At 65.5% G+C, this 26,026-nt stretch carries 25 protein-coding genes; 16 read left to right on the top strand and 9 right to left on the bottom strand.

Annotation, left to right across the window (positions count from 1 at the left end; genetic code table 11):
- Positions 1-89: 89 nt before the first annotated feature.
- Both ASC89_RS19610 and ASC89_RS19605 read left to right on the top strand, forming a co-directional pair.
- Positions 90-1,262: an MFS transporter gene (locus tag ASC89_RS19610; RefSeq protein WP_056000903.1), complete on the top strand. Its 1,173-nt coding sequence runs from the start codon at positions 90-92 to the stop codon at positions 1,260-1,262.
- A 98-nt stretch (positions 1,263-1,360) separates the two neighbouring features.
- A complete protein-coding gene (locus tag ASC89_RS19605; protein ID WP_056000900.1) occupies positions 1,361-2,512 on the top strand; it encodes an MFS transporter in 1,152 nt (383 codons plus the stop codon).
- Between the two features lie 169 nt (positions 2,513-2,681).
- On the opposite strand, the gene ASC89_RS19600 is transcribed toward ASC89_RS19605, so the two are convergent.
- The 5 genes from ASC89_RS19600 to ASC89_RS19580 all read right to left on the bottom strand — a co-directional run bounded on the left by ASC89_RS19600 (position 2,682) and on the right by ASC89_RS19580 (position 9,113).
- Positions 2,682-4,217 (bottom strand): hypothetical protein, encoded by a 1,536-nt coding sequence (locus tag ASC89_RS19600; protein WP_056000895.1) that lies wholly within the window; start codon positions 4,215-4,217, stop codon positions 2,682-2,684.
- A complete protein-coding gene (locus ASC89_RS19595; RefSeq protein WP_082533476.1) occupies positions 4,217-4,978 on the bottom strand; it encodes an ABC transporter ATP-binding protein in 762 nt (253 codons plus the stop codon). Before ASC89_RS19595 ends, ASC89_RS19600 begins: the two co-directional genes overlap by 1 nt.
- Before the next feature lie 138 nt (positions 4,979-5,116).
- The gene (locus ASC89_RS19590) at positions 5,117-5,923 is read right to left on the bottom strand and encodes a ribonuclease T2 family protein (protein WP_082533475.1); all 807 of its coding nucleotides are present in this window, start codon (positions 5,921-5,923) and stop codon (positions 5,117-5,119) included.
- Positions 5,924-5,927: 4 nt separating this feature from the next.
- On the bottom strand, positions 5,928-7,022 hold the full coding sequence (gene cfa, locus ASC89_RS19585) for a cyclopropane fatty acyl phospholipid synthase (protein ID WP_055880450.1): 1,095 nt from the start codon (positions 7,020-7,022) through the stop codon (positions 5,928-5,930).
- Positions 7,023-7,136: 114 nt separating this feature from the next.
- Complete coding sequence (locus ASC89_RS19580; RefSeq protein ID WP_056000889.1) at positions 7,137-9,113, bottom strand: bifunctional 2',3'-cyclic-nucleotide 2'-phosphodiesterase/3'-nucleotidase; 1,977 nt, start codon at positions 9,111-9,113, stop codon at positions 7,137-7,139.
- 234 nt (positions 9,114-9,347) lie between these two features.
- Between ASC89_RS19580 and ASC89_RS19575 the strand changes: the two genes are divergently transcribed.
- The 5 genes from ASC89_RS19575 to ASC89_RS19555 all read left to right on the top strand — a co-directional run bounded on the left by ASC89_RS19575 (position 9,348) and on the right by ASC89_RS19555 (position 13,305).
- Positions 9,348-10,247, top strand: coding sequence for a neutral zinc metallopeptidase (locus ASC89_RS19575; RefSeq protein WP_056000886.1), 900 nt, complete (start codon positions 9,348-9,350; stop codon positions 10,245-10,247).
- Positions 10,248-10,258: 11 nt separating this feature from the next.
- Entirely contained in the window at positions 10,259-11,092 is an 834-nt protein-coding gene (locus tag ASC89_RS19570) for a neutral zinc metallopeptidase (protein ID WP_056000883.1), read from the top strand.
- Between the two features lies 1 nt (position 11,093).
- Positions 11,094-11,618 carry a cupin domain-containing protein gene (locus ASC89_RS19565; RefSeq protein ID WP_056000880.1) on the top strand — a complete coding sequence of 175 codons (525 nt, stop codon included), beginning with the start codon at positions 11,094-11,096 and terminating at the stop codon, positions 11,616-11,618.
- Positions 11,619-11,664: 46 nt separating this feature from the next.
- Entirely contained in the window at positions 11,665-12,852 is a 1,188-nt protein-coding gene (locus ASC89_RS19560) for a GGDEF domain-containing protein (protein WP_156384690.1), read from the top strand.
- A 201-nt stretch (positions 12,853-13,053) separates the two neighbouring features.
- Complete coding sequence (locus ASC89_RS19555; RefSeq protein WP_055880432.1) at positions 13,054-13,305, top strand: hypothetical protein; 252 nt, start codon at positions 13,054-13,056, stop codon at positions 13,303-13,305.
- A 67-nt stretch (positions 13,306-13,372) separates the two neighbouring features.
- On the opposite strand, the gene carA is transcribed toward ASC89_RS19555, so the two are convergent.
- On the bottom strand, positions 13,373-14,578 hold the full coding sequence (carA, locus tag ASC89_RS19550; protein WP_056000874.1) for a glutamine-hydrolyzing carbamoyl-phosphate synthase small subunit: 1,206 nt from the start codon (positions 14,576-14,578) through the stop codon (positions 13,373-13,375).
- A gap of 128 nt (positions 14,579-14,706) precedes the next feature.
- Here carA and ASC89_RS19545 point away from each other — a divergent pair, with 128 nt between their 5' ends.
- On the top strand, positions 14,707-15,075 hold the full coding sequence (locus tag ASC89_RS19545) for a VOC family protein (RefSeq protein WP_056000871.1): 369 nt from the start codon (positions 14,707-14,709) through the stop codon (positions 15,073-15,075).
- Between the two features lie 3 nt (positions 15,076-15,078).
- A complete protein-coding gene (locus tag ASC89_RS19540) occupies positions 15,079-15,531 on the top strand; it encodes a GatB/YqeY domain-containing protein (RefSeq protein WP_056000869.1) in 453 nt (150 codons plus the stop codon).
- 132 nt (positions 15,532-15,663) lie between these two features.
- Here the strand turns inward: ASC89_RS19540 and ASC89_RS19535 are convergent, their stop codons facing one another.
- Positions 15,664-16,842: a diguanylate cyclase gene (locus ASC89_RS19535; protein WP_162247968.1), complete on the bottom strand. Its 1,179-nt coding sequence runs from the start codon at positions 16,840-16,842 to the stop codon at positions 15,664-15,666.
- Between the two features lie 61 nt (positions 16,843-16,903).
- Positions 16,904-18,082 carry an MFS transporter gene (locus ASC89_RS19530; protein WP_056000861.1) on the bottom strand — a complete coding sequence of 393 codons (1,179 nt, stop codon included), beginning with the start codon at positions 18,080-18,082 and terminating at the stop codon, positions 16,904-16,906.
- A 150-nt stretch (positions 18,083-18,232) separates the two neighbouring features.
- On the opposite strand from ASC89_RS19530, the gene ASC89_RS19525 reads away from it, so the two are divergent.
- Positions 18,233-18,814 (top strand): HdeD family acid-resistance protein, encoded by a 582-nt coding sequence (locus tag ASC89_RS19525; protein WP_082533473.1) that lies wholly within the window; start codon positions 18,233-18,235, stop codon positions 18,812-18,814.
- Positions 18,815-18,828: 14 nt separating this feature from the next.
- Positions 18,829-19,398 carry an HdeD family acid-resistance protein gene (locus ASC89_RS19520; protein ID WP_055880412.1) on the top strand — a complete coding sequence of 190 codons (570 nt, stop codon included), beginning with the start codon at positions 18,829-18,831 and terminating at the stop codon, positions 19,396-19,398.
- Between the two features lie 45 nt (positions 19,399-19,443).
- Here the strand turns inward: ASC89_RS19520 and ASC89_RS19515 are convergent, their stop codons facing one another.
- Positions 19,444-20,328 carry a YihY/virulence factor BrkB family protein gene (locus ASC89_RS19515; protein ID WP_056000855.1) on the bottom strand — a complete coding sequence of 295 codons (885 nt, stop codon included), beginning with the start codon at positions 20,326-20,328 and terminating at the stop codon, positions 19,444-19,446.
- A 170-nt stretch (positions 20,329-20,498) separates the two neighbouring features.
- On the opposite strand from ASC89_RS19515, the gene ASC89_RS19510 reads away from it, so the two are divergent.
- From ASC89_RS19510 to ASC89_RS19490, 5 genes are all read left to right on the top strand, one after another.
- A complete protein-coding gene (locus tag ASC89_RS19510; protein WP_056000852.1) occupies positions 20,499-21,095 on the top strand; it encodes a hypothetical protein in 597 nt (198 codons plus the stop codon).
- A 51-nt stretch (positions 21,096-21,146) separates the two neighbouring features.
- Positions 21,147-23,108 carry a DNA primase gene (gene dnaG, locus ASC89_RS19505; RefSeq protein ID WP_056000849.1) on the top strand — a complete coding sequence of 654 codons (1,962 nt, stop codon included), beginning with the start codon at positions 21,147-21,149 and terminating at the stop codon, positions 23,106-23,108.
- Positions 23,109-23,281: 173 nt separating this feature from the next.
- Entirely contained in the window at positions 23,282-25,360 is a 2,079-nt protein-coding gene (rpoD, locus tag ASC89_RS19500; protein WP_082533471.1) for an RNA polymerase sigma factor RpoD, read from the top strand.
- Between the two features lie 12 nt (positions 25,361-25,372).
- Positions 25,373-25,672, top strand: a complete 300-nt coding sequence (locus ASC89_RS19495; protein WP_055880403.1) for an HlyU family transcriptional regulator — start codon at positions 25,373-25,375, stop codon at positions 25,670-25,672.
- Between the two features lie 123 nt (positions 25,673-25,795).
- The gene (locus ASC89_RS19490; protein WP_055880400.1) at positions 25,796-26,017 is read left to right on the top strand and encodes a hypothetical protein; all 222 of its coding nucleotides are present in this window, start codon (positions 25,796-25,798) and stop codon (positions 26,015-26,017) included.
- The last annotated feature ends 9 nt before the right edge of the window (positions 26,018-26,026 follow it).

The raw sequence follows: 26,026 nt of genomic DNA, 5'->3' as shown, positions 1-26,026 counted from the left end.
GTCAAAGTTCAATGATCGTTGAACTAGGGCTTGACGGGGGCGCTGACGAGGTTCATTTGTTCAACAATCATTGAACTAAGGATCTTCACATGGACACGCGGCTCATCTGGCTCGCGCTCGGCACCTTTGCCGTCGGCGTCGAGGGCTTCGTCATCGCTACGCTTCTGCCGGCCATCGCGGCCGATAGCGGCGTGACGATCACCCAGGCCGGTTATCTGGTTTTCGCCTATGCCATCGCCTACGCGGTGGGGGCGCCGGTGCTTTCGGCGTTCACCGGCCGGTTCGACCGGCGTCCGCTGCTGGCGGTAGTGGCGCTGGTGTTCGCCGCCGGCGCGCTGCTCGCGGCCCTGTCGCAGGGTTACGCTATGTTGCTGGTGGCGCGGCTGATCATCGCTGCTTCGGCCGGGCTCTACGCGGCGACCGCACAGGCCGCGGCGGTGACGCTGGCGCCGGCTGAACGCCGGGCGAGGGCCGTGGCGACGGTGGTTGCCGGCACCACCATGGCAGTGGCGCTGGGGGCGCCGATCGGGGCGTTTCTCTCGGGCTTTGCCGGGTGGCGCGGCACCTATTTCGCCATTGCCGGGGTCGGCGTGCTGACCGCGGCGGCGATCTGGCTGATGTTGCCCAGGGGCATAGAGGGCGACCGGCGCGGGCTGGGCGAGCGGCTGGGCGTGCTCAGCGTGCCGGGCCTGTTGCCGGCGCTGCTGACGATCCTGCTCTACATGACGGGGCCATTTGCGGCGTTCATTTACCTCGGACCGGTGACCACCAGGCTGATGGGGCTCGATGCCGGGCTGCTGCCCTTCGTCATGCTGGCCTATGGGCTCGGCGCGGCGCTGGGCAATCCGCTGGGTGGGCAACTGTCGGATCGGATCGGCGCGCAGGCGACGGTCACCATCGCGGCGGTGCTCAATATCGGCTTCCTGCTGCTGCTCGGCGCCATCCCATTGCTGCCGCAGGCGGCGATCACCCCGGCTTACTTCGCCTTCATGGTGGCCTGGGGCATTGCCGGCTGGATGTTCGTGCCGGGGCAGGTGAGCCGCGTCGTTGCCCTGTCGCCGAGTTCGGCGCCACTGGCCTTGTCGCTCAACGCCTCGTTCCTTTATCTCGGCACGGCGCTGGGCGCACTGGTCGGCGGCCTGGTGCTTGAGCACCTGCCGATCAATGAACTCGGGCTGGTAGCGGCGATCTTCCCGGCGCTGGCGCTCGGGGTGCTGCTCCTCAGCCGGCCGCGCGCCATCGCCATGCCCCGGCTTGGCTAAAGTCGAGGCCGCCGGGCTCGGCTGAAAGGCTTAGACCCCGGCGGCTTGACCGGCGTCGGGGGCTCTCCTAACCATCGTCGGGCGAGGGGTTTCCGACGATGGACGTGCGACTGCTGTGGTTGGCGCTGGGGGCATTTGCCGGCAGCGTCGAGAGTTCGCTCATCGTCAGCGTGCTGCCCGCCATTGCGACCGAAACCGGCGTCAGCCTGGCGCAGGCCGGCTACCTGATCTTCGGCTATTCCATCGCCTATGGCATCGGCACGCCGCTGCTCTCGACCCTGTTCGGGCACCTCGACCGGCGCTCGGTAGTCGCCGGAGCCGAGCTGCTGTTCGGGCTGATGTGCCTGTTGCTCGGGGTGCTGCCCGGCTTCCTGCTGCTGGTGCTGGCTCGAACCTGCATGGCGCTGGGCGCGGGGCTGTTCACCTCGACCGCGCAGGCGACCGCGGTGGCCCTGGCGGCACCGGGTAAACGCGGTTCGGCGATTTCGACGGTGGTGATGGGCGGCTCTATCGCGGTGGCGGTCGGTGTGCCGGCCTCGGCGCTGGTGGCGGAGTTCCTTGGCTGGCGCGTCGCTTATCTCGGGCTTGGCGTCCTCGCGATCATCGCTTCGGCGACGATGTGGCTGAAGCTGCCTGGCGATATCCACGGCGACCCTCGAACTATCCGAGAGCGGCTGAGCGTGCTGAAGGTGCCGGGGATGCCGCTGACGCTGCTCGCTTCCGGCGTGATGGTGATGGCGAGCTTCACCTTCTTCAACTACCTGGCGCCGGTGACCACGGACCTGCTCGGGCTCGACCGCGTGCTGCTGCCGCTGGTGATGTTTGCCTTCGGCGTCGGCGCGGTGTTCGGCAATTTCTTCGGCGGCCGGCTGGCCGATCGGATCGGGGGCAGGCAGACCATGCTGGTGATCGGCGGGCTGATGGTTGTGCTGCTGGCCGCCGTACCGCTGCTGGCGATGCTGCCGCGGCCCGCCGTGCTGCCGGCGTTCCTTTTCCACATGCTGCTCTACGGCGTGGTGTCGTGGGGCTTCTTTCCGCCACAGCTGCACCGGCTGGCCGCGCTGGCGCCGGCGGCGGTGCCGCTCTCGGCGTCGCTGAACCTCACCTCGATGAATCTCGGCGGGGCGCTCTCGGCGCTGGTGGGCGGCCTGGTGCTCGAGAACCTTGATATTGGCTGGCTCGGGCCGATCGGGGCGGTCGTGGCGGTGGCGGCGTTGGTGATCGCCTACCTCGCACCTGATCATCGGTAGAAATAAGGCGTCGCTTCTGGTGCCGGTGTGCGCTGACCCCCACCCTTGATCCCTCCCCGCAAGGGGGAGGGAGACGATTGCCTCGGCGCCGGTGTGAGGGTCTCCCTCCCCCTTGCGGGGAGGGGACAGGGGTGGGGGGCGGCTATCACTGGCGGCAGCGGTCAGCCAGCTAAACCCGTTTGCCCTTGGGGCTGAGGGCCCAGGCGATGATCAGCACGATGACGGCGAGCGCTGCCGGCAGCACGGCGAGCAACTGGTTGCCGGCGACGAGCACGGCGGTGCCCGCCCACATGATCGAGCTCAGCGCCTCGGAAATCGTTGCGGTGCGCGAAGCGACCTGGCGACGGCGGAACATGGCGCGGCGCATCGGCACGCGGAACCACAGCTGGATGGCGGTGGCAGAGCCGGTCGAGATGGCGACGAAGATGGCGGTGGTCCAGGCCAAGTCCCACGAGGCGATCGCGACGAACAGCAGTATCGGGGCGAATACCACGGCGATTGAACAGAGCACCGCCTCGATCTTGGCGATCAGCACGGCGCGGGGGTGGATCGGCGCGGTGACGACGAGATCGTGCGCGTCTTCGCCAGAGATGGCCAGCCAGGAAAGGCCGCCGGCGAGCTGGCCGGCCGCCATGACGATCACCGGGATCACCACGACATAGGTGCCGGCGCTCTGGCCGTAGGAGACCCACAGGAACAGCGCCGGCGGGAATAGGTAGAGGATCTGCATCAGCGTCTGGCTGAGCAGCCAGGGGTCACGCAGCAGCAGCCGCCATTCCTTGACCCGCAGCGCGTGGCGCTGCGAGGCCTTGCGGAAGGGCCGGGTGGAGGCGGTTTGCTGCACCCGAGTAGCCGAGACGCCGGCCGCCGCAATGGCATGCTGCGCGAAGCCGCCGGAGGTGAGACGGATCACCAGCGCCAGGGCGCCGAGGCCGAGGCCGAGGACGATGAGCATGGCGCCGAGATCGCCCATGGCGGCGCGCGCCGGCAGCCAGAGCGGGTTGGCGAGGTCGGGCGCTCCGGCGACAAACTCCGGAGATTGCAGCACCGAGAAGCGGTTCATGTTGCCGAAGCTGAGGATAGCAACAGCCTGGATGCCGATGACGAAGCCGGCGCCGACGATGCCGGCAATGATCTGGGCGATCAGCCGCGTGCGGGCCGGGCCGATGCTGCGGAACAGCCCGACCGTCACCAGCACCGAGATCGCCGCGGCAAGGGCGCCGAAGCCGGCGAGGACGCCATAGGCGGCGAGCCATTTCGGCCCTTCATAGGCGATCATCACGTTGATGATCGGGCTTGCGAGGAGGCAGGCCAGCAGCACCGTGGCAAAGGCAGTCGCCGCTGTGCGGACGGCGAAGACGCTGGCCGAGGACGCCGGGGAGCTGAGGATCAGGTCGAGGTCTGAGCGCGCGTAATAGGCGCGGGTAACCGATTCCAGCGCCTGGCTCAGCATCACCGTCCAGAACAGGAAACCAGTGCCGGTGACCATCACCAGCGTCGCCTTGTCGGCAACGATGCCCTGGCTGACCCACGGCGCCAGCAGCACGTTGGCGAGCAGATGCAGACCCAGGTAGAACAGCCCGAGCACCAGGACCAGCACGACGCTGCGGACCTTGCGGCCGCCGGTGGTCATGGCAAGCCAATCGCGCCAGGCGAGGCGGAACTCGTGGGCGGCGAACCAGGGGAGCGTCGCGGGCGTGGTCATCAGGCCACCGCCGCGAGGTCGGCTTCTTTCTGGGCCACCAGGTCGAGGAAAATTTCCTCGAGCGTGGTTTCGCGGCCGATGCGGGCGCGGAGCTCGGCGAGCGTGCCTTCGGCGACGAGGCGGCCGTGGTTGATGACGCCGATCCGTTCGGCCATGCGCTCGGCCACCTCGAGGATGTGGGTGGTCATGATGACGGTAACGCCGGACGCTACCTTCTGCTTCAGCACATCCTTGACCTGCCGGGCGGAGCCGGCGTCGAGGCCGGTCAACGGCTCGTCGAGGATGATCAGCCGTGGGTTGTGCACCAGCGCACCGGCCAGGGCCACCTTCTGCAGCATGCCCTTGGAAAAGCCGCCGCAGCGTTCGTTGGCATGCGGACGGAGACCGAGCCAGTCGATCAGTTCGTTGGACTGGCGCTCGGCCTCGCGCGCCTCGATGCGCCAGAGGCCGGCGACGAACTCGAGATATTCCAGCGGGGTCAGCCGGTCATAGACCATGGGCTCATCGGAGACCCAGGCAACGATGGATTTGGCGGCAATCGGGTCCGTCGCCGTGTCGATGCCGTAGACCGAGATCGCTCCGGCATCAGGCTTCAAGAGGCCCGCAACCATGCGGAGAATGGTGGTCTTGCCGGCGCCGTTCGGTCCGAGCAGGGCGTAGAATTCGCCGGCCTTCACCGTTAACTCGAGATCGACGACGACAGGGTGGTCGAAGCTCTTCCGGAGCCCGGAAATGGCGAGGGCGAAATCGGGGGACGGCATGCGAGGCTCCGCTATGTTCGCCTGGAGCCTATCCATCAGCCGTTGAGAGGCGCTGAACTGGGCCGGTAAACAAAGAGTAGTTCTCGCTTGGTCGCGTGATCGAACCGGAAAAGTCTGCAACTTTTCCTGATCACGCTCCTATTGCAGGCCCACGGCGTCGACGATGCCGCCGATGCAGCCGCCATCGGTGGGGCGGGCGGCGCGGATCAGCTTGCCGAGATTGGGGCTCTCGCCCGGCGCGCCCCACAGGCCAATGGTGATCTCGCTGATGATGCGGCGCTTGCCGTCATCATCGCAGGCGATGCGGACGCGCTTGCCGGCATCACGGCCGAAGGCCTCATCGAAAGCGTCGCGGATCTGGTCGCGGCTCAGGGTCTTGCCGATATTGTCGGCGAAGAGGTCGCGCACCTTCGAGGCGTTGAGCGCAGCGAGCAACTGGGCGGCGACGCTGTAATAGCTCCCCTGATCGCCGCCGAAGCAGCTGCCGTGCTTGATCCACTCGTGCCGCTCGAGCTGCGAGCGCGTGCCGGGCATCACTTCGTCGAGGGTTTTCTGCAGCGTGGTTGGAAGCTCGACCGGGGGCAGGGCCGACCAGCGGCCGTCGCGATCGAGCTGTTCGAGCTGGCTCGATACATCGCAATACTCCCCGGTTGGCCAGAGCCCGTGCAGCGAGAAATGGTTGGCATCGAACCGGGTACGGCTCTGCTGGCGACATTCCGGCTTGCCGGCAGCGCCTTCGCAGAAGGCGGGCTGCCAGCTCGCAGCCAGAATCAGGAACTGCTCGGAAGCCCTGGAAGGTGTTGTGGGTTCCGGCTTTGGCGCGGGCTCGGCCGGGGCCGGGGGCGTGGCGACGACCGGCGGGGGATCCGCCGGCTTCAACCAGAGGTACACCGCCCCGCCGATGAGGAAAGCCAGCAGCAGGGCGGTAATGAACCTCGGGTTCATCCGCTCAACGCTGCGTCACGTAGCCGTCGGGCACGCCCCTTGTAGCGAGCACGAACTGCCAGACCTGCAGCACCTTGGCGCGGAAGCCGCCGGCGCAGCAGAGCAGGTAGTACTTCCACAGCCGGTAGAACCGCTCCTCCTCGGGGTTACGATCTTTCTTCCAGTTGCGCTCGAAGTTCTCGTACCAGGCGACCAGCGTCTTGTCGTAATGCGGGCCGATATTGTGCACGTCGATGACGCTGAACAGCCCGTCGATGGCCTTGCCGATCTGCGCGATCGAAGGGATGACGCCGCCGGGGAAGATGTACTTTTCCAGCCAGGCTTCGATGGTCTCGGTCGACCACTGGCTGCCGATGGTGTGCATCATGAACAGCCCGTCGTCTTTGATGACGCTGCGCGCCTTCTCGAAATAGGTGCGGTAGTTCTTGTGCCCGACATGCTCGAACATGCCCATCGAGACGGCATGGTCGGTCTTGCCCTCGAACTGGCGGTAATCCTGCACCCGGAACTCGACCGGCAAGTGCTTGTAGCGCTCGCGGCCATAGGCGGCCTGGTCGGGTGAGACGGTGACGCCGACGCAATTGGCGCCGTATTTCTCTGCCGCAAAGCCCATGAAGGCGCCCCAGCCGCAGCCGATATCCCACACGGTCTGCCCAGGCTGCACGCCGATCTTGCGACAGACCATGTCGAGCTTGGCTTCCTGTGCGTCATCGAGATTGGTGACGCCCTCCGGCCAATAGCCGCATGAGCCGGTCATGCGCTTATCGAGCGAGGCCTTGTAGGCCTCGGTCTCGTTGTAGTGCATGGCAGCGACGCGCTGTGAGCGCGTGATGTTCTGCATGTTCATGAAGCGCGCCTGGACGATCTGCCAGACGAGGTTGGTGGTGACGCGCACGCCATCGGGAACGCGTGAGCGCAGCACCCGGTTGAAGAACTCCGCCATGTCCGCGACGTCCCAGATACCGTCCATATAGGCTTCGCCGAGGCCAAGGGTTCCCTGGCCGTATAGTCGTTTCCAGAACTCTTCGGAGTGGATCTGAGGGTCCCACGGGTTGGGACCGTTCAGCGTGATATCTGCCTCCTTGAGGAGGACTTCCATTTGTGGGGTGGCTCCCATCGAATCCCTGCTCGCTTAATAGACAAACGCGGGAGAGCCAATGCCCCTAAGGCAGGCAAGTCAAGGGCGGCAGGAGTGCCTGCCGCCCTCAATGGATCAGAGCGTGATGCGGTATTCGCCGAAGCCGTTTTCGCTGGTCTTGCCGGTGGCCTCGATCTTCACCGCGGTGACGTCGGCGAGATGCTCGGCGGCCTTTGGGCCGGTCTCGAACAGCACGGTGCCGCCAATCGGGGCGAGCGACCAGTTGCTGTCGGCCTTGGGCTCGATGGTCTTCTGCTCGATGATGTAGCGCACGATGATATCGCGGTTGGTATCGGGGCCCTTGAAGACGATCTTGTCGGGGCCGATGCCCGGGAAGGTGCCGCCGCCACCGGCGCGATAGTTGTTGGTGGCGACCACGAACTTCTGGGCCGGATCGATCGGCTTGCCGTCAAATTGCAGGTCGATGATGCGGCTCTCGGTGTTGCCGATATCCTCACCCTTGGGACCGTATTTCGACGGCTTGGTGACGTCGATCTTGTAGCTGACGCCGTCGATGACGTCGAAGTTGTAGGCCGGGAAATCGAGGTTGATCAGCGGCTGGTCGGCGCCGCCTGATGCCACCTGGTTGAAGATGCCGGCCGAGCGATCGAGCCAGTTCTGCACGTCCTGGCCGGTGATCACCACGGCCTGGATGGTGTTGGGATAGAGGTAGAGATCGGCGACGTTCTTGATCGCCACCGGCCCCACCGGCACATCGGTGTAATAATCCGGACCGCCGCGGCCACCGGCCTTGAACGGAGCGGCGGCGGAGAGCAGCGGCAGGGCCTCGTATTCGGTGCCCTTCAGCATCTGCGTGAGGTACCATTTCTGGGCGATGTTGACGATCTGGACGCTCGGATCGTCGGCGACCAGCGCGAAGTAGGAGTGGAGCGGCGCGGCCGTCTCGCCGACCGGGCGGCGAATATAGGCGAGGGTCTCGTCGTGATCATCCTGCGCGGCGGCGAGGATACCGGCGACGCTTTCGACCAGCGGCTTCACCTTACCCTCGACGCGCTCGAAGATCGGGCGGGCTTCGGCAGTGTGGGAGACGACGCTCCACTTGCCGTCATCGGCCTTTTCGAGCAGCAGGTCGATCAGGCCCATATGCGAGCCCCAGAAGCCTGCCATCACGGCTGGCTTGCCGGCGAGCGTCCCGGCGGTGAGATCGGCGCCTTCGAGGCCCTCGAAATCCTTGGAGTTGGGGAACACCAAATGCTGGTGGCCGGTGACGATGACATCAAGGCCCTCGACGGCCGCCAGCTGCAGCGCAGCGTTCTCGGCCTTGGGCTGGCCGGTGTCGGCGGCGATGCCGGTATGGGCGAGCGCGATGACGAGGTCGGCCCCTTCCGCACGCATTCTGGGAATATAGGCCTTGGCCGTCTCGACGATATCGCGGGTATCGACCTTGCCGACGAGATGGGTGTTGTCCCAGGTCATGATCTGCGGCGGCAGGAAGCCGATGAAGCCCAGCTTGATGGTCTGCTTGGCGCCGGCGCCGTCAACCAGTTCCTTCTCGATAATCTTGTAGGGCGCGACATAGGTGGTGTCGGCCAGGGGATCGGCGCCGAGTTCGCCCTTGGCGAGGTTGGCCGAAACGATCGGGAAGTTGGCGGCGGCGATGGCGGCGTCGAGGAACTCGAGGCCGTAATTGAACTCGTGGTTGCCGAGCGTGCCGACCTCGTAGCCGAGGGTGTTCATGGCGGCGATGATCGGGTGCGGCTCGTTGGTCAGGCCCTTCTCGTAGGCGATGTAGTCGCCCATCGGGTTGCCCTGGATGACGTCGCCATTGTCGATGAGGACCGAGTTGCCGGCTTCGGCGCGGATGGCGTCGATGATCGCCGCGGTGCGGGCGAGGCCGAGCGTGTCGTTGGGCGCATCGGCGTAATAATCATAAGGGAAAACCGCGACATGCAGGTCAGTGGTTTCCATCAGGCGGAGGTGGGCCTGGCCGGCGGCAGCCTGCACCGCGAAGGGGTGCAGCACGACGGCGGCGCCAAGCGTCGCCGAGCCGGCGAGGAAGGCGCGGCGGGAAATTGAGTAATTGTAGTTCATTGACGTCTCCCACAACATTTGAAGAAAGCGCGACCAGACGGAACGTCGGCTCTCCTGGCCGGTTATCCCGCATGGCGATCTGGGCTCAGATGCCGCCGCGACGTGACGTTGGCATGACGACTTGGCAATGACGACGGCGATTGTGACAGTGACTGTTCTGGACCGTTTGGTCAAATTTGCTGTCGCAAGACGAATGGCAGTATTGTTACTGGGCTGGTCCCATGGAGATTCCGGATGAAGTGGCAAGGGCGTGAGCGCAGTTCGAACATCGAGGACCGGCGCGGCCAAGGTGGCGGCAACATGGGCGGCCTGGGCGGCGGCCGTATTCCGATCCCGATGGGACGCGCCGGCGGCGGCGGCCTTGGGCTGGTCGGCATCATTATCGTCCTGGGCATCATCTGGTTCGCCACAGGGCAAAACCCGATCGACATTCTCACGGGCGGTGGTGGCGGTACGACGACGTCGCAGAGCCAGCAATGGGCCCCGCCTCCGAGCAATGCCGGCGAGGACGAACTCGCCAACTTCGTCGGCGTGGTGGTCAAGGACACCGAGAACCTCTGGGGTGAGGTGTTCCAGCAGAACAACCTGACCTACCAGCCGCCCAAGGTGGTGCTGTTCTCGGGCGCCACGCAATCGGCCTGCGGCACGGCGCAGTCGGCTTCGGGGCCGTTTTATTGCCCGAACGACAAGAAGGTCTATATCGACCTCAGCTTCTACGATCAGCTGCGCCGCCAGTTCGGCGCGCCGGGCGATTTCGCCCAGGCCTATGTGATTGCGCACGAGATCGGCCATGCCGTGCAGGATCAGACCGGGGTGCTGCCGGAGTTCAATCGGGCCCGCGCCTCGATGAGCCAGGGGGAACAGAACGCTTACTCCGTGCGGGTCGAGCTGCAGGCCGACTGCTTTGCCGGGGTGTGGGCGAACTACGTCAACCGCGAGAACCTGCTGGAACAGGGCGATACAGAGGAAGCGATCACCGCCGCCAATGCCATCGGCGACGACACGTTGACCCGCGGGCAGGTAGCCGAGCGCAATTTCACGCACGGCACCTCGGCGCAGCGCATGGCGTGGCTGAAGAAAGGTATGCAGACTGGCGACGTGAGCCAGTGCGATACGTTCAAGGGTTCGATCTAGGAACAGCAAAAATGGGGCTGATCCCCGCGGGTGCACTGCCGCATGTGAAGCGGTTCGGCTGGTCCGGCGTCCTGGCGCTGGGCGTGGTGATCGTCATGCTGGCGGGGATCAATCCGATCACGCTGATCAGCGGCAAGGTTTCGCCGCCACCACCGCCGACCTCGATCACCGGCGTGCCGGCGAGTTCGGCCAGCCTCGGGCAGATCGCCGCCTATCCGCCGATCGTCGGCAGCGAGGCGGAGCTGATGTGGCGGCGCTTCTTCTGGCAGACGGCGATCCGTTTTCCGCGGGTGACGATGAGCGTGGTCGAGAGCTCGAGCGCCTTCGGCTGCGGCATGGCGGGCAAGGACCTGACGGTCTTCTACTGCCCGGACAACCGCCTGGTTTACGTCGACAGCAGCGCCTACGAGCGGTTGCGCGCAAAATTCCCGCTCGGCGCCGACTACGCCATGGCCTACCTGGTGGCCGAGGCCTATGGGCATCACGTGCAATGGGCGCTCGGGGTGTTCACCGACCTGGTGGCGCTGCAATCGCTGAAGGGAGCCGACCGGATCGCTGCGCTGGAGCGGCAGATCGACCAGCAGGCAGCGTGCTATGCCGCAATGTGGACGATCACCGCCGGGATCGACGAGCTGAACAAGAGCGCTGCGGTGATGGCGGCGGTGGGCGCGGTGGAGGCCAATCGCGGCAATGCCATCATCAACCTGCCGCTTGGCCGGGTGGTGCCGGAGGTGCTGGCAGCGGCGAGCCCAGAGGCGCGGGCCTTCTGGTACGACAAGGGCTACGCCATCCCGGCGCCGGGCAGTTGCAAGCTCGAAAAGATCGCCGCCGAAGGGCTGGTGTGAGATGAGCGGCCGGATCGACGGATTGCGGGTCGAACGCTTCTTCGACGACGGCACCTATCCCAACAGCGCGCTGCCCTTGCTGTTCTACGAGGAGGCGTTGCCGCGTGCCCAAGCCGATGCCGAGGCGATGGAGGCGCTGTTTGCCGCCAATGGCTGGCCGCCGGCCTGGCGCGCTTCGGTGTTCACCTACCACCACTACCACTCGACGGCGCACGAGACGCTGGGCGTGGTGCGCGGTTCGGCGCGGCTGCTGCTCGGCGGGCCGGAGGGCCGCGAGTTCGACGTCGAGCCGGGCGATGTGATCGTCATCCCCTCGGGCGTGGCGCATCGACGGCTCGATTCGAGTGGCGATTTCCTGGTGGTCGGCTGTTACCCGCCAGGGCAAAGCTGGGACCTGCTGCGCGGCGAGGCGGGCGATCGTCCCGCCGCCGACCACAATATCGAGCGGGTGCCGCTTCCACGCACCGATCCGGTGGGTGGCGCAGACGGGCCGCTGGCGAAGCATTGGCGAGTGGGAACTCGTTAATCGGGCTCGGAATAGGGTGCGCTTCGACACGCCCGGGGCCTATTCGATGTCGCTCGATCTCACCACGCTCTATCTGGTTTCCGCCATGGTGACCGGCATGTCGGGCTTGCTGTTCCTGCTCGACATGCGCGGACGGCCCGATCCGGCGTTGCGCTGGTGGGGGCTGGCGTTCCTGTTCGCCATCACCCCGGCGGTGATCTACGCACTCGCCGGGCAGGCGCCTGAGTTCGTCGTGCTCAACCCGATCGGCAACGGGCTGGTGGTGGCCGGCAGCTCGCTGCTCTGGGTCGGGGCCCGCGCCTTCAGCCACAAGCGCACGCCGCTGGTGGCCTGGGTGGGGCCCGCCGTGCTCGCCGCTGCGCTGCCGTTTGCTCTCGAGCAGCCGCTGGTGACCTGGAGCGGCTTCCCGCTGCTGGCCGGTGGGGTGGTGGTGTTCAATATGCTGGCGGCACTCGAATGCTGGCGGCCGGTGGGGCCGCGGATGCGCAACCACGTGGTGCTGGCCGTCGCCTGGGCCGGCGGCTCGGTGTTCTACCTGTTCCGGCTCATCGCATTCGTGGCGTTCGGGCCGGATGATCCGCGCTTCGCGCTGGCGTTCGGTTCCGAGGCGGCGACGATCTGCGTATTGCTGCTGATCGTCATCTCCAGCTTCTCGATGGTGGCACTGGGCAAAGAGGTCTCCGAGGCGGCGCTGAAACAGGCGGCGACGCGCGATGGCCTCACCGGGGTGCTGAACCGGTCGGAGTTCACTCGGCTGGCCGAGCGGGAGATCCAGGACGCAGGCGCGCGCGACGAGGGTTATGCGCTGCTGTTGCTCGATCTCGATCATTTCAAACGGATCAACGACACGCATGGCCACGCGATCGGTGACGAGGTGCTGGCCGGCGTCGCGGCAGCGGTGAGCCGGTGCCTCGGGCCGCGCGACCTGTTCTGCCGCTATGGCGGGGAGGAGTTCGCGGCGCTGCTGCCGGGCGCGAGCCCTGATGTTGCCGGCGTGGTGGCCGAGCGGGTGCTGCGGGCGGTACGCGGCGTCACGGTGTGGACGCCGGCCGGTCCGCTGCGGCCGACCACCAGCATCGGCATCTCGGCAGCCAACGTCGAATCGATCGATCTGGGAGCGCTGATGCGGGTCGCCGACATTGCGCTTTATCGCGCCAAGCGGGGTGGGCGAGACCGCGCCGAGGGTGCCGGCGACACGCCGGAAGCGTTGCCGAAAACCCTGCTAAACGCGTGAATCTCCAATCGGTTCCGCGTTCCCGTTGGGTTCCCATCGGCCCTCAAAATGACCAGCAAATGATCGCCACGACGCCGTGATCCAGCCGGTTTGCGAGCACAATCAGGCTTAGTCTTTGTCCTCGCCGACAGCATTAAGGTTGTGGGCCGGACCCGGGCCACCGGGTGCCGATTTGAACCTCACATGGAAGGACAAAACTCCATGAAGAAGCTCCTGATCACCATCGCAGCCATTGGCCTTTCCTCGGCGGCTTTCGCCCAGGCGGCGGCAGTCACCTTCACGTCGGTCGATGCCGACACCAGTGGCGGTGTGAGCCTGGCCGAGGCACAGGTTGCCTGGCCTGATCTGACCCAGGAGGCGTTCGACGCCGCCGATACGAGCAAGGACGGTTCGCTCGACCAGGCCGAGTTCGATGCCTATGTAGCGACGCTTCCGGCTCCGGCCGCGCAGTAATTCGGCCAGCCATGGCTGAGAGGGGTCGCCCGGCCACCGGCGGCCCCTTTTTCTTTGGGCTCGGCGATTACTCGCCGGGCTTCACCTGTTCCGGCTGCAGCGCCATGCCCTTCTGCGAGCGCACCAGGTTCAGGAACCGGGTGAACAGGTAGTGGCTGTCATGCGGGCCGGGGCTGGCTTCAGGGTGGTACTGCACCGAGAAGATCGGCTTGCCCTCGACTTCAAGGCCGGCGTTGGAGCCGTCGAACAGCGAGACATGGGTCTGCTTGACATTGCCGGGGAGGCTCTCGGTGTCCACGGCAAAGCCATGGTTCATCGAGGTGATCTCGACCTTGCCGGTGGTCAGGTCCTTGACCGGATGGTTCGCGCCGTGGTGGCCCTGATGCATCTTCTGCGTCTTGCCGCCCACCGCGAGGCCGAGCAGCTGGTGGCCGAGGCAGATACCGAACATCGGCTTGCCGGTTTCCATCAGCGTCTTGATCGTCGGCACGGCATACTTGCCGGTCGCCGCCGGATCGCCCGGGCCATTCGACAGGAAGATCGCGTCGGGGTTGTGCGACATCACATCCTTGGCGGTGGCAGTGGCTGGAACGACGGTCACCCGCGCGCCCTGGTCGGCGAGCTGGCGCAGGATGTTGCGCTTGGCGCCATAGTCGATGGCAACGACGTGGAACTCGGGGTTATCCACCCGGCCATAACCCTCGGTCCGGGTCCAGGAGGTCTGGTCCCAGTGGTAGGTCTGAGCGGTGGTGACTTCGCGGGCGAGATCGAGCCCTTCGAGGCCGGGGAAGTTCTTCAACTCAGCCTGCATCGAAGGCTCGTGGAAGTAGCCATCAGGGGCGTGGGCGATGACGCCGTTCGGCATGCCGTTTTCACGGATGCGGGCGGTGAGTGCCCGGGTGTCGACGCCGGCGATGCCGATGATGTTGCGCTTCTTCAACCAGGCGTCGAGCTTCTCGACCGCCCGGTAGTTCGACGGGTTGGTGATGTCGGCGCGCAGCACGCAGCCGCGGATGCCCGACAGCGCGGCCATGTTGACCGTCTCGATATCCTCGTCGTTGGTGCCGACATTGCCGATATGCGGAAAGGTGAAGGTGATGATCTGCCCGGCATAGGAGGGATCGGTGAGGATCTCCTGGTAGCCGGTCATCGCGGTATTGAAGCAGACCTCGCCGGCCGCGTGGCCGATGGCGCCGATGCCGTGCCCTTCGAGACGGGTGCCGTCCTCGAGCAGCAGGAGGGCGGTCGCAGGTTTTTGCTGCCAGCCGGTCATGGCGGGGCTCCAAGGGTTCGGGTCGATGTCGGTTGAGGGCTCTCCTTAGAAGGGGCCCGGCCCAAGCGCAAGTGGCGCACGGGTATTATTGCGCTATATGGGGTGCGGCATAGAGGGGACAAGTCGCGGTGAGTGCGATCGAGCGTGAGATCGGTGGGGTGTTCGTTCCGGTGAGCGACGTCGAGCGGGCGAGGGACTGGTATCGGGGCCTGTTCGGGCTCGAGCCGGGTGGCGAGATCTTCTTCGGGCACATTCATGTGCTGCCGATGGTCGAAGGCAGCGGCCTGGTGCTCGACAGCAAGGGATTCGCCGGACCGCATGACAAGAAGCCGGCGTTTCACTTCAATACTTCCGACGTGCACGCGGCGCGCCGACAGGCAGTCGCCGCTGGCGCAATGGAGGTGGGACCGGTGACCGATGGGGTGTTCTTCACCTTCAAGGACCCGGATGGAAATCTGTTGATGGTGGCCGACGTGCCGCCTGCACCAAGGAGCTAGTGAATGCGTGAAGCGATCAGCGAAGGCTACAAGACGGCGCTGAAGGCCGGTGACAAGCGGCGCACCGCGACGCTGCGCGCCATCAATGCGGCGATCAAGGACAAGGACATTGACGCGCGCGGGCAGGGCAAGGAGCCGCTGGGCGACCAGGACGTGCTGGCGCTGCTGCAGAAGATGGTGAAGCAGCGCGAGGAATCACTCGGCATTTACGAGAAGGCCGGCCGTGAGGACCTGGCGGTGGTCGAGCGCGAGGAGATCGCCATCCTCAACGAGTTCCTGCCCAAGGGGCTGAGCGAGGCGGAGGTCGAGGCGGCGATCATCGACGCGATCAACAAGACCGGCGCCGCCGGGGCCAAGGACATGGGCAAGGTGGTCGCCTCGCTCAAGGCCGACTTCCCGGGCCGGATCGATTTCGGCAAGGCCTCCGCCAAGATCAGGACAGCGCTCGGCGCTTGAGGTTGGTTGGCGTGCCGGGTGCGGCGTCGTCGAGCTGACGCACTGCGATCACCCCAACTACGATGACAGCCGGTGGCGAGGTCCAGCGTCGAGCCCAACCAGCTTCGTCGATGCAGCCCAATCGTGAACGATCTACGCCGCCAGCCGCAGCTCCGGGCCGTGGACGCGGTTGCGGCCGGCGTCCTTGGCCCGATAGAGCAACTCGTCGGCGGCGCGGAGCAGTGCGTCGAAGGTCTCCGGGCGCGGCGAAGCGATAGCGATGCCGGCGCTGACCGTGGGTGGGCCGAAATCGCCCGGCAGGGGCTCGGTGCTGGCGAATTCCATCCGGATGCCGTCGGCAAGGGCGTGGACGGCGGCGGCGCTGGTGGCGTGGACGAGCAGGCAGAATTCCTCGCCGCCGAGGCGTGCCGCCACGTCCTCCGGGCCGAGGGCGCGCGACAGGATCGCGGCAAAGCGCACCAGTACTTCGTCGCCGATGGCATGGCCGAAGCGATCGTTGATGGTCTTGAAATCATCCAGATCGAGCATGATCACCGCGGTGGCCGGCGCCACCGGGGCGTTGCCGGCAAGGGTGAACAGCGCGCGGCGGTTGAGCAGGCCGGTCAGCGCATCGGTCATCGCCAGGTGGCGGTGTGCTTCGGTGATGCGAAACTGGTGCAGCGCCATGGTCACGGCACCGGCGGCAGCGAGCGAGGCGAGCAGCGCGATCGAGTTGAGGTCTTCGGCCCAGTTGTGGGGCCGCTCGGTGAGCACCCATTGTCCGCCGGCAAACAGCACGACGGCGCAGAGGGCGAAGGTCACGGCGGTCGAGCCGTAGAGCGCAGATTTGGCGAGCATGGCGAGCGGTGTGTTGGTGCGCGCCAGCCAGTGTTCGCGGCCGGCAGCGAGGAAGAAGCCGGCGGCGGCGACGTTCATCACGATGGTGCCGATGCCGCTGAAGCCAACGACGAACAGCGCGCTCATGACCCCACAGGCCAGCACCCAGGCCACCAGGGCCGAGCGCCAAGGCGTGCGGCCGGAGGAGAACTGCGTGCAGCCGATATAGATGAAGGCGAAGCCGGCGAGCAGCAGCGAGAAAGCGATGCACTGCATGGCCGGATCGTAGGTTTCGAACCAGCCGTAGAGCATCGAGCCGGGCGCCACGAAGCCGAGGCCGAGGCCCCAGCTCAGCAGATAATAGTCCGGCCGCGAGCCCAGCCAGGTGATGACCAGCGTCAGCATCAGGGCGGTGGCGGAAAAGCCGATGGCGATGAGCAGGGACGTCTGGTCGAGCACTAGCGGAGTTTGGGTCGGACGCGGGAGTAGCTGCATCGGCCATCGGCGGGGAAATGCGCCCGCCGATGGTAAAGAATATCCTAGGTAAGCGCTCCGGCTAGGCCTCGCTGGTCGCGGCAGCGGAACCGCGGCGCTCCAGCCACCATGAGAGGCTGGCGGTTCCCGCCGCGCAGAGGCTGGTGACGACGCCGACCGCCGGGATATCGGCATAGCTGACGCCGGCACTGAGCAGCATGGCGCCGATGAAGGCGCCGCCGGCGATGCCGATGTTGAAGGCAGTCGAGATCAGCGACGAGGCGAGATTGGGGGCCGAGTGGGCCGCCGCGATGACGCGGGCCTGCAGCGGGGTGGAGAAGGCGAAGCCGAGGATCGAGGTGCCGAGCAGGTTGACCGTCATCCACACCTTGTCGTGCATGGCGAACAGCATGGTGAAGTAGAGCAGCGCCTGCAGCAGCAGCACGGTCAAGAGCGTCGGCATCGGTTTCCAGTCGGTGCCGCGGCCGCCCAGGTAAATGCCCAGCATCGAGCCGATACCGCCGACCAGCAGGTAGATCGGGATGATGTCGGGGTGCAGCCGGGTAACGTTGAGCATGATCGGCACCTGGAAGGTGCCGAAGGCGAGGGCGCCGATCATCACGAAGGTGATGGTCAGGTACGAGAGCCAGACCTCCTGGTGGCGCAGTTCGCGTACCTGCTCGCCGAAGGTGGCGTGACGGTCACCCTCCTGGCGCTTGTCGCGCGGCAACTTCAGGAACAGCACGACGGCGGCGATGGCGCCAAGCGCCGCGACGGCGAGGAAGGGGACGCGCCAGCCGAAATGGAGCCCAATGGCGCTGCCGCCGGGGAGCCCGAGGAGGTTGGCGACGGTGATGCCGGAGATGAACAGCGAGAAGGCGGCGCCGCGCCGCTCCGGTGGTACGAGGCCGACGACCACCACGTTGCCGGCGCCGAAGAACACGCCATGGGCAGCGGCGGAGAGCAGCCGCGCCGCCAGCAGGAGACCGTAATCGGGGGCGATGGCGCACAGCACCTGGGCGATCGAGAAGACAATCATCAGGCCGATCAGCACGTTGCGCTGCGAGAAGCGCGAAGTGAAGACGGTCAGCACCGGCCCGCCGACTGCGACGCCGATGGCATAGGCGCTGACCAGCAGGCCGGCGACGGGAATGGTCACCGCCAGGTCCTCGGCGAGCGGCGGCAGGATGCCGGAAATGACGAACTCGGCCGAGCCGACTGCGAACGCGGCCAGCGCCAGAGCGTAAATGGCGATCGGCATGACTATCCTCAAAATATCCGGGGCGGTCAGACCACGCCATGCCGCAGGAAGCAAGCCGGATAAGCAGCGGTGCCTAAACCCCAGACAAGGCTTGGCGGGACGGCAAAAACAGCTAACCTCCTTGAGGCAAACAACATTGGAGGCGGACCGATGGCTGTATCAAGTGACACGAAAAAGCGCTGGGCGTGGATCACTGGGCTCAGAGGCCTGCTGATGCTGCTGGCGGGACTCTATGCGGTGTTCTTTCCGGCCCAGGCGCTGGCGATACTGATGATCGCCGGCGGTGCATTGTTGCTGGTGGATGGGGTGCTGGGGCTGTGGAGCCTCACCTTTGGTGGCGCCAAGACCGGCAATTTCTGGTTCGACGTGATCCGCAACGTGCTTGCCATCATCACCGGCTTGCTGATCCTGTTGTCGCCGTTCTTTGCGACGTTGCTGACGGCAACTTTGCTGGTCTATCTCGTGGCATTCCAGTCGATCTTCGTCGGCGTCATGGAGATTTGGGTAATCATCCGGGAGCGCGAACAATATGCGCGCGTCTGGCCGGTGCTATTGTCGGGAACGCTTTACGTGCTGTTCGGCATCGCGCTGCTGTTCTGGCCGGTGTTCAGCGCCCTGGTGTTCGTGACGCTCGCCGGCATCCTTGCCGTCATCTTCGCGATCGGCCTGTTCGGGCTGGCGTGGCGGATGTTCAAATCGGCTGGTGACGCTGCGGGTACCAAGCCCGTGTGACCGAGGAGGAGAGAATGGCTACCGATAGCGCTTTACCCTGGCCGAGCATTTTCGCGGGCGTCCGCGGCGTGCTGATGCTGGCGGGCGGCATTTTCGCACTGATCTCGCCGCAACTGGCGCTGGCGACCCTGGTGTGGGTCGGCGGTGTGATCGTCATCATCGATGGCGCGCTGGGCTTGTGGGGCCTGCTGTTCGGCGGCCGCACCAGCTCACGGCTCGGCGTCGCCATCACCCGACATATCCTCGCGATCCTTGCCGGCATCCTGATCGTGGCGTTCCCGGCGATGGCGGCGGCGATCGGTATCTCGACGCTGGTGATCGTGGTCGGGATCATGATGATCCTGATCGGGGCGTTCGCGCTCTATGTCACCATCGCCGGGCGGGCGCTGCTGCGGCAGGGGACGTTCTGGCCTGAAGTGCTCAGCGCCTCTGCCTACCTGCTGTTCGGCGTGCTGCTGCTGGTGATGCCGCTCAGCAGTGCCCTGGTGCTGGTGAGCATCGTCGGCGTGCTGATGATCCTCTATGGGCTGTTCCAGCTCTACATCGCCTGGCAGTTGAGGAGCATCGAGGTGAAGGTCGCCTGACCTGGCAGCGCGGGCGCTGCCCGGATCAATGCAGGTGCTGATGGATCAGCGCGGGGGAGTCGGGCTGACCGCCTCCCTCCCATCCGTGGCGCGTTCGATCTCGGTGTTGAAGGCGGCTCCCAGCACCAGGATCTGGGCGGAGTTGTACAGCCACAGCAGCAGCACCACCGCGGCGGACACCGAGCCGAAGGTCGCTTCGTAGTTGCCCCAGTTCTCGACATAGATCGAGAAGATCGCCCCGGCGAGCAGCCAGAGCAGCGAGGCGAGGATGGCGCCCGGCCAGATGTGGCGGAACTTGCGCGGGTGGCGATCGGGGCCCCAGCGATAGAGCGCGGCAAGTACGAGAACGCTGAGCAGCAGCAATACCGGCCAGCGCAGCGCCAGCGCCACGACCTCTTCGCCGGACGGCCATGGGATCAGGGCGGGCAGGCCGGCGACTGCCAGCAGGGCGAGGACCACGAAGACGGCGCCGCCGATACTGAGGCCGATCGCGTAAGCCAGCGACTTGAAGAAGCCGCGCCGGGGCGCCTCGTTGCGGATGCGCGACATGGCATAAAGCAGGGAATCGACCCCACGCGAGCCGCTCCACAGCGCGAAAGGCACGGTGATCAACAGCCCGAGGCCGAGCGTTGTCGGCGGCTGGCTGGCGAGCATGGTTAGCTGCTCGGCAATGATCCCCTGAGCCATCTGCGGGACGACGTCGCCGACGGTTTCGATGGTGTCGGCGACCATCTGGCGGTTGGCGACGATGCCATAGATCAGCGCGACGGTGGCAATAGCGGGAAAGAAGGAGAGGAAGCCGAAGAAGGCCACGGCTGCGCAGCGCGGCGCGTTGTCGCGTTCGAAGAAGAACGAATGGAGCGTCGCCAGCACGATGGCGCGCCAGCGTCCGAACCAGTTGCTCCCAGCGGTTGCGTGGCTTGTTGTCATCGGTGCCTTCCGCATCAAACGACGCCCGGGCACTGCGGGTTGCGTAGGGATAGTATCAAGGCGGGGATGGCGGCGCGTGACCTGGTAACCGATCTCGGTTGAAGTTTAGCTATCCGATACATCTAACCTGAATTTTGCTCGTGCAGTGTTTTTTGCAGGCAGGGGCTCACATGCAAATACGTACAAAGACTTTTGGCGCGAGTCGGTTGGTTGCGGCCGGCCTTTTCACCTTGTTCGGCGCGATAGCAGCATCGATCTTTGCACCTGGAGTGACAGATTATTTAGCAAACGGGGAGATCGTCGGGCCGTTGCGGGTGGTTAACTCATGGGAGCCAGGGCATCGGTTGCTGCTGGCTCATGTGCTGGTCGGGATCTCGGCGCTTCTCGCCGTCTCGTACCTGCGACGGTTGATCGACAACACGGTGGTGGTGCTGGATCACGAAGGGATCGAGGTGCGGCATGCGCTCTGGGTGAACCGCGCCATGTGGAGAGATTTCGACACCGTCTCCACGAGCCGATTCTTTGGCGCCAAGGACGTCAGCATTCTGTTTCTGCCCGGACGAGACGCCAGCGGCCGCAAATTGTCGCGCAAGGTAAGACTGCCGAACCCCATCCTGGGGGTCGATGCCAAGGCCGTACTGATGGAGGCGCTCGTGCTTGTTGCTGCGGATCAAGCTATGGCGCCATCGCCGAACACCTCGACGAGGGGGCCCGGAGCGCCGCCGATGGTTGGGCCGAGGCGGGCGGTATTCGGCAAGCGGCAGTGAACAGCTAGAGATGGGCGATGACACGGCGGGCGCGCGTGCTTACTTAGGGGCATGCGCTTTTCCGACGGCTTCCTCGATGAGATCCGGCAGCGCCTGCCGATCTCGCAGGTGGTGGGCGAGCACGTCATCTGGGACAAGCGCAAGAGCCAGCCGCAACGCGGCGACATGTGGGCCTGCTGCCCGTTCCATGGCGAGAAAAGCCCGAGCTTTCATGCCGATGACCGGCGCGGCATCTACCATTGCTTCGGCTGTGGGGTATCGGGCGATCACTTCCGCTTCCTGACCGAAAAAGCCGGGATGAGCTTTCCCGAGGCGGTGGAAAAACTCGCCGGGATGGCCGGGGTACCGATGCCGGCGCGCGACGAGCGCGACGAGGCGCGGCAGGAAAGCCGGCGCTCGCTCTACGACGTGATGGAAGTCGCCACCCAGTATTTCGAGGCGGCGCTCAGCCACAATATCGGAGCACGGGCCCGTGGCTATCTGAACGAGCGCGGAGTGAGCGCGGCGGCGCAGACGAAGTTCCGGCTCGGCTATTCCCCTGATAGCGCCAACGGCTTGAAGGAGCATCTCGCCGCCAACGGCGTTTCGGCGCAGGAGATGGTGGATGCGGGGTTGGTGGTGGTGCGCGAGGAATCGCCGCTGCCTTACGACCGGTTCCGCAACCGGGTGATGTTTCCGATCATGGATCTGCGCGGCAAGGTCATCGCCTTCGGCGGGCGAGCCATGTCGGCAGATGTGCCGGCCAAGTATCTCAACTCGCCCGAGACCGAGCTCTTCAAGAAGCGGATGACGCTCTATAACGGGCAGACCGCCCGCGAGGCGGCGCGCTCCGGCAAATCGGTGATCGTGGTCGAGGGTTATCTCGATGTGATCGCGGCGGTGACCGCAGGCTTCGAGGGCACGGTGGCGCCGCTCGGCACAGCGCTGACCGAAGAGCACCTGCAGATGCTGTGGCGGATGAGCGACGAGCCGGTGCTGTGCTTCGACGGCGATGGCGCCGGGCAGCGGGCGGCGGCCCGCGCCACCGATATCGTGCTGCCGCACCTGCAGCCGGGGCGGACGGTGCGGATCGCGACGCTCCCCGAGGGGCAGGACCCCGATGACCTGATCAAGGCGCAGGGGCGCGGCGCTTTCGCCGATGTGATCGACCGGGCCCGTTCGCTGTCGGACGTGATCTGGAGCATCGAGACCGGTGGCATCGTGCCGGAGACGCCCGAGGCGCGGGCGGCGCTCGAGGCGCGGCTCAGGGCCCGGGCCAACGCCATCGGCGAGGCCTCGGTGAAGCGACACTACATGCAGGCGTTCGACGAAAAGCTTCAGGCGTTTTTCGCACCGGTGCGCAACCAGCGCTGGGAGCGGCGTGATGGCGGCGGGCAGCGTGGCGGCGGCTTCGACCGGCGCAATCCGCGCGGCGGCAATGCCAGCCCGGTCGGCAGCCGGGGCAGCCCGCGGGTGGTGGTGTCCGACACGCTGAGGAACTCGCGGCTGTTGAAGCCGGGCAGGGGAGTGGATGCTACCCCGCGGGAGGCGGCGATCCTCGTGACGCTGGTGAACCATCCGGCGCTGGCCGACAGCCGGCTCGAATCACTTGCGTCGCTGGAGCTCAGTTCGCCGGTCTCAAGGAACCTCTTGGGCACCATGCTCGACCTTGTGACCAGGGATCACGATATAAGCGCCGAGGCGCTGAATGCCGCACTCGGGACCCGCGGCTTCGGCGAATCGCTCGACAAAATGCGGGATTTGCTGGCCCGCCAAGGGGTTTGGCAGAGCGGGGCAGAAATCGCCGATCCGGACGCCGAGATCGGATTACGTCATGCCCTGGCCTTGCATTACAAATCCGTTGAGCTAAATAAGGCCCTGAAGGCAGCCGAATTGGCGCTGGGCGACGACCCGAGCGAGGAAACATTCGAACGGCTGCGGGACATCCAGAACCAGATCACCACCGTCGATGGCACAGAGGCATTGATCGAAGGGTTTGGTTCGTTATCGGGGCGCGCGACACGAAGCTTTTAGTTAAGGCTGCGGGTACGCGCGATTTCGCTTATGGGCGAATCAGCACCGGTGACGAACAAGTGACGGCATATCGGAAACCGTCGCGCCAGCCCGTCCCTTTACGATGTCTCAAGCCGTGACCACTTAACGACTATCGGCGCCCTCCCGATCGGGCACCCGGAGCAGCAAGCTAGATGGCCACCAAGGCAGCGACCCAGACCAAGACCAAAGACGCAGAGAAGCCGGAAGTTGCCGGCGCAGCCGGTGGGGCAGAAGCCCCAGATAGCCCGCTGCTCGACCTATCCGATGCCGCAGTAAAGAAGCTGATCAAAACCGCCAAGAAGCGCGGTTACGTCACCTATGAGGAACTGAATGCCGTTCTGCCCTCGGAGGAGGTCAACTCCGAGCAGATCGAGGACATCATGGCGATGTTCTCCGATATGGGCATCAACGTCGTCGACGAAGATGAGGTCGAAGAGGCCGAGCCCGATACCCCGGAAGAGGAATCGACCGAGCTCGCCGAACGGACCGGCACTGCCGTCGCCTCCAAGTCCAACACCCGCGAAGGCAGCGACCGCACCGATGATCCGGTGCGCATGTATCTGCGCGAGATGGGCTCGGTGGAACTGCTCAGCCGCGAAGGCGAAATCGCCATCGCCAAGCGCATCGAGGCCGGTCGCGAGACGATGATCGAGGGCCTGTGCGAGAGCCCGCTGACCTTCCAGGCCATCATTATCTGGCGCGACCAGTTGGCCAACGCCGAAATTCTGCTGCGCGACATTATCGACCTCGAAGCGACTTATGCCGGCCCCGACGCCAAGCAGGCGGCCCCGGTGATGCCGTCCGAGATCGAGCGGCCCTCCGCGGTCAAGGAAGAGATCAAGCCGGCTGCCAAGGCGAAGCCGGCACCGCGCTCGGGCGATGACGAGGACGACTACGTTCCCGACGAGCCGCAGGCGCCGCAGGATCCGGTCGAGGAAGAAGACGACGACTTCGAGAACTCGCTGTCGCTTTCAGCGATGGAAGCCGAGCTGAAGCCGCAGGTGGTCGAGACCTTCGACCGCATCGCCGAAGCCTATGGCAAGATGCGCAAAATGCAGGACCGGCACGCCGAGGACCGCATGGCGGGCAACGCCCCGGCGACCGCCGCCGATCTGAAGAAGCTCGAGGGCCTGCGCTCCGAAGTGATCACCGACGTGAAGTCGCTGTCGCTGAACCAGAGCCGTATCGAGAGCCTGGTCGAGCAGCTCTACGACATCAACAAGCGCCTGGTGCGCCTCGAGGGGCGCCTGTTGCGCCTCGCCGAGAGCTATGGCGTCAAGCGCGAGAGCTTCCTCGAGGCCTATTATGGCAGCGAGCTCGAGCAGAACTGGATCGAAGGCGTCGCAACCCTCTCGGGCAAGGGCTGGGCGGAATTCGCCAAGCGCGAAGCGGACACAGCGAACGAGCTGCGCGGCGACATCCAGACGCTGGCGACGGAAACCGGCCTCGATATCGCCGAGTACCGCCGGATCGTGCACAAGGTGCAGAAGGGCGAGCGCGAAGCGGCGATCGCCAAGAAGGAAATGGTGGAAGCCAACCTTCGCCTGGTGATCTCGATCGCCAAGAAATACACCAACCGCGGCCTGCAGTTCCTCGATCTCATCCAGGAAGGCAATATCGGCCTGATGAAGGCGGTCGATAAGTTCGAGTACCGCCGCGGCTACAAGTTCTCGACCTACGCTACGTGGTGGATCCGCCAGGCGATCACCCGTTCGATCGCCGACCAGGCCCGCACCATCCGTATCCCGGTGCACATGATTGAGACGATCAACAAGATCGTCCGTACCTCGCGCCAGATGCTGCACGAGATCGGTCGCGAGCCGACCCCGGAAGAGCTGAGCGAAAAGCTGCAGATGCCGCTCGACAAGGTCCGTAAGGTCCTGAAGATCGCCAAGGAGCCGATCAGCCTCGAAACGCCGATCGGCGACGAAGAGGATTCGAACCTCGGCGATTTCATCCCGGATGTGAACGCCATCCAGCCGATCGACGCGGCGATCCAGAGCAACCTGCGCGAAACCACGACGCGCGTGCTGGCGTCGCTGACGCCGCGCGAGGAACGCGTGCTGCGCATGCGCTTCGGCATCGGCATGAACACCGACCATACGCTTGAGGAAGTCGGCCAGCAGTTCAGCGTGACGCGCGAGCGCATCCGCCAGATCGAGGCTAAGGCGCTGCGCAAGCTGAAGCACCCGAGCCGCAGCCGGAAGCTCCGCAGCTTCCTCGACAACTAAGAGTGCGAACCCATGTCGTTCTGGAAGAACCTCTTCGGTGGTGGTGGCAGCGGGTCGGCGGGCAAGTCGATCGAGCCGGCGGTGGTGGCGGAGGAGGCCTATAAGGGCTTTACCGTGAAGTCGCTGATCATGCCGGTGGGGAGCGAGTACCAGCTCGCCGGGCTGATCGAAAAAGAGATCGACGGCGAGCTCAAGAGCTACAAGTTCGTGCGCGCCGACCGGTTCTCGTCCAAAGAGGACGTGGTCAGCTTCGCACTCGCCAAGGGCCGGCAGATCATCGACGAACAGGGCGACGGGATCTACCGCCCGTAACGGCTGCCTTACCAGACAACAATGGCGCCCTGGGGATGCGGTCGCACCTCCGGGGCGCTTATACGTTACCCCCACGAGATTGCTGCGAGCGCTGAATTGCGCCGCCAACAGGAGTTCCCAGAGATGGCAAAAAAGCCAACCGCCCGCACCGAGTTCGTGCTGTTCGACATCGTCTACGAGGACGGCAGCCAGCGCTCCAACCGCAAGGTCGATGCGAGCCTGCTCGGCGGCCTCGATGGCGATGAGGCGGCCCGCACCGCCATCATGGAGCAGGACCAGGCCATTGCCGAGAGATCCGGGTTGCCGCCGCTGCAGATCAAGAGCATCAGGCGCAGCGGCAAGTAGGGACTAGAG

It is taken from the genome of Devosia sp. Root413D1, assembly GCF_001425235.1.
Taxonomy (GTDB): Bacteria; Pseudomonadota; Alphaproteobacteria; order Rhizobiales; family Devosiaceae; genus Devosia_A.
Note: the sequence above shows the minus strand (reverse complement) of the source record. Positions and strands in the feature narration are given on the sequence as shown.

What these genes read in the sequence shown, in the direction of transcription:
- ASC89_RS19610 (WP_056000903.1), top strand. Translation starts at nt 90, where the DNA reads ATGGACACGCGGCTCATCTGGCTCGCGCTCGGCACCTTTGCCGTCGGC.
- ASC89_RS19605 (WP_056000900.1), top strand. Translation starts at nt 1,361, where the DNA reads ATGGACGTGCGACTGCTGTGGTTGGCGCTGGGGGCATTTGCCGGCAGC.
- ASC89_RS19600 (WP_056000895.1), bottom strand. Translation starts at nt 4,217, where the DNA reads ATGACCACGCCCGCGACGCTCCCCTGGTTCGCCGCCCACGAGTTCCGC.
- ASC89_RS19595 (WP_082533476.1), bottom strand. Translation starts at nt 4,978, where the DNA reads ATGCCGTCCCCCGATTTCGCCCTCGCCATTTCCGGGCTCCGGAAGAGC.
- ASC89_RS19590 (WP_082533475.1), bottom strand. Translation starts at nt 5,923, where the DNA reads ATGAACCCGAGGTTCATTACCGCCCTGCTGCTGGCTTTCCTCATCGGC.
- cfa (WP_055880450.1), bottom strand. Translation starts at nt 7,022, where the DNA reads ATGGAAGTCCTCCTCAAGGAGGCAGATATCACGCTGAACGGTCCCAAC.
- ASC89_RS19580 (WP_056000889.1), bottom strand. Translation starts at nt 9,113, where the DNA reads ATGAACTACAATTACTCAATTTCCCGCCGCGCCTTCCTCGCCGGCTCG.
- ASC89_RS19575 (WP_056000886.1), top strand. Translation starts at nt 9,348, where the DNA reads ATGAAGTGGCAAGGGCGTGAGCGCAGTTCGAACATCGAGGACCGGCGC.
- ASC89_RS19570 (WP_056000883.1), top strand. Translation starts at nt 10,259, where the DNA reads ATGGGGCTGATCCCCGCGGGTGCACTGCCGCATGTGAAGCGGTTCGGC.
- ASC89_RS19565 (WP_056000880.1), top strand. Translation starts at nt 11,094, where the DNA reads ATGAGCGGCCGGATCGACGGATTGCGGGTCGAACGCTTCTTCGACGAC.
- ASC89_RS19560 (WP_156384690.1), top strand. Translation starts at nt 11,665, where the DNA reads ATGTCGCTCGATCTCACCACGCTCTATCTGGTTTCCGCCATGGTGACC.
- ASC89_RS19555 (WP_055880432.1), top strand. Translation starts at nt 13,054, where the DNA reads ATGAAGAAGCTCCTGATCACCATCGCAGCCATTGGCCTTTCCTCGGCG.
- carA (WP_056000874.1), bottom strand. Translation starts at nt 14,578, where the DNA reads ATGACCGGCTGGCAGCAAAAACCTGCGACCGCCCTCCTGCTGCTCGAG.
- ASC89_RS19540 (WP_056000869.1), top strand. Translation starts at nt 15,079, where the DNA reads ATGCGTGAAGCGATCAGCGAAGGCTACAAGACGGCGCTGAAGGCCGGT.
- ASC89_RS19535 (WP_162247968.1), bottom strand. Translation starts at nt 16,842, where the DNA reads ATGCAGCTACTCCCGCGTCCGACCCAAACTCCGCTAGTGCTCGACCAG.
- ASC89_RS19530 (WP_056000861.1), bottom strand. Translation starts at nt 18,082, where the DNA reads ATGCCGATCGCCATTTACGCTCTGGCGCTGGCCGCGTTCGCAGTCGGC.
- ASC89_RS19525 (WP_082533473.1), top strand. Translation starts at nt 18,233, where the DNA reads ATGGCTGTATCAAGTGACACGAAAAAGCGCTGGGCGTGGATCACTGGG.
- ASC89_RS19520 (WP_055880412.1), top strand. Translation starts at nt 18,829, where the DNA reads ATGGCTACCGATAGCGCTTTACCCTGGCCGAGCATTTTCGCGGGCGTC.
- ASC89_RS19515 (WP_056000855.1), bottom strand. Translation starts at nt 20,328, where the DNA reads ATGACAACAAGCCACGCAACCGCTGGGAGCAACTGGTTCGGACGCTGG.
- ASC89_RS19510 (WP_056000852.1), top strand. Translation starts at nt 20,499, where the DNA reads ATGCAAATACGTACAAAGACTTTTGGCGCGAGTCGGTTGGTTGCGGCC.
- dnaG (WP_056000849.1), top strand. Translation starts at nt 21,147, where the DNA reads ATGCGCTTTTCCGACGGCTTCCTCGATGAGATCCGGCAGCGCCTGCCG.
- rpoD (WP_082533471.1), top strand. Translation starts at nt 23,282, where the DNA reads ATGGCCACCAAGGCAGCGACCCAGACCAAGACCAAAGACGCAGAGAAG.
- ASC89_RS19495 (WP_055880403.1), top strand. Translation starts at nt 25,373, where the DNA reads ATGTCGTTCTGGAAGAACCTCTTCGGTGGTGGTGGCAGCGGGTCGGCG.
- ASC89_RS19490 (WP_055880400.1), top strand. Translation starts at nt 25,796, where the DNA reads ATGGCAAAAAAGCCAACCGCCCGCACCGAGTTCGTGCTGTTCGACATC.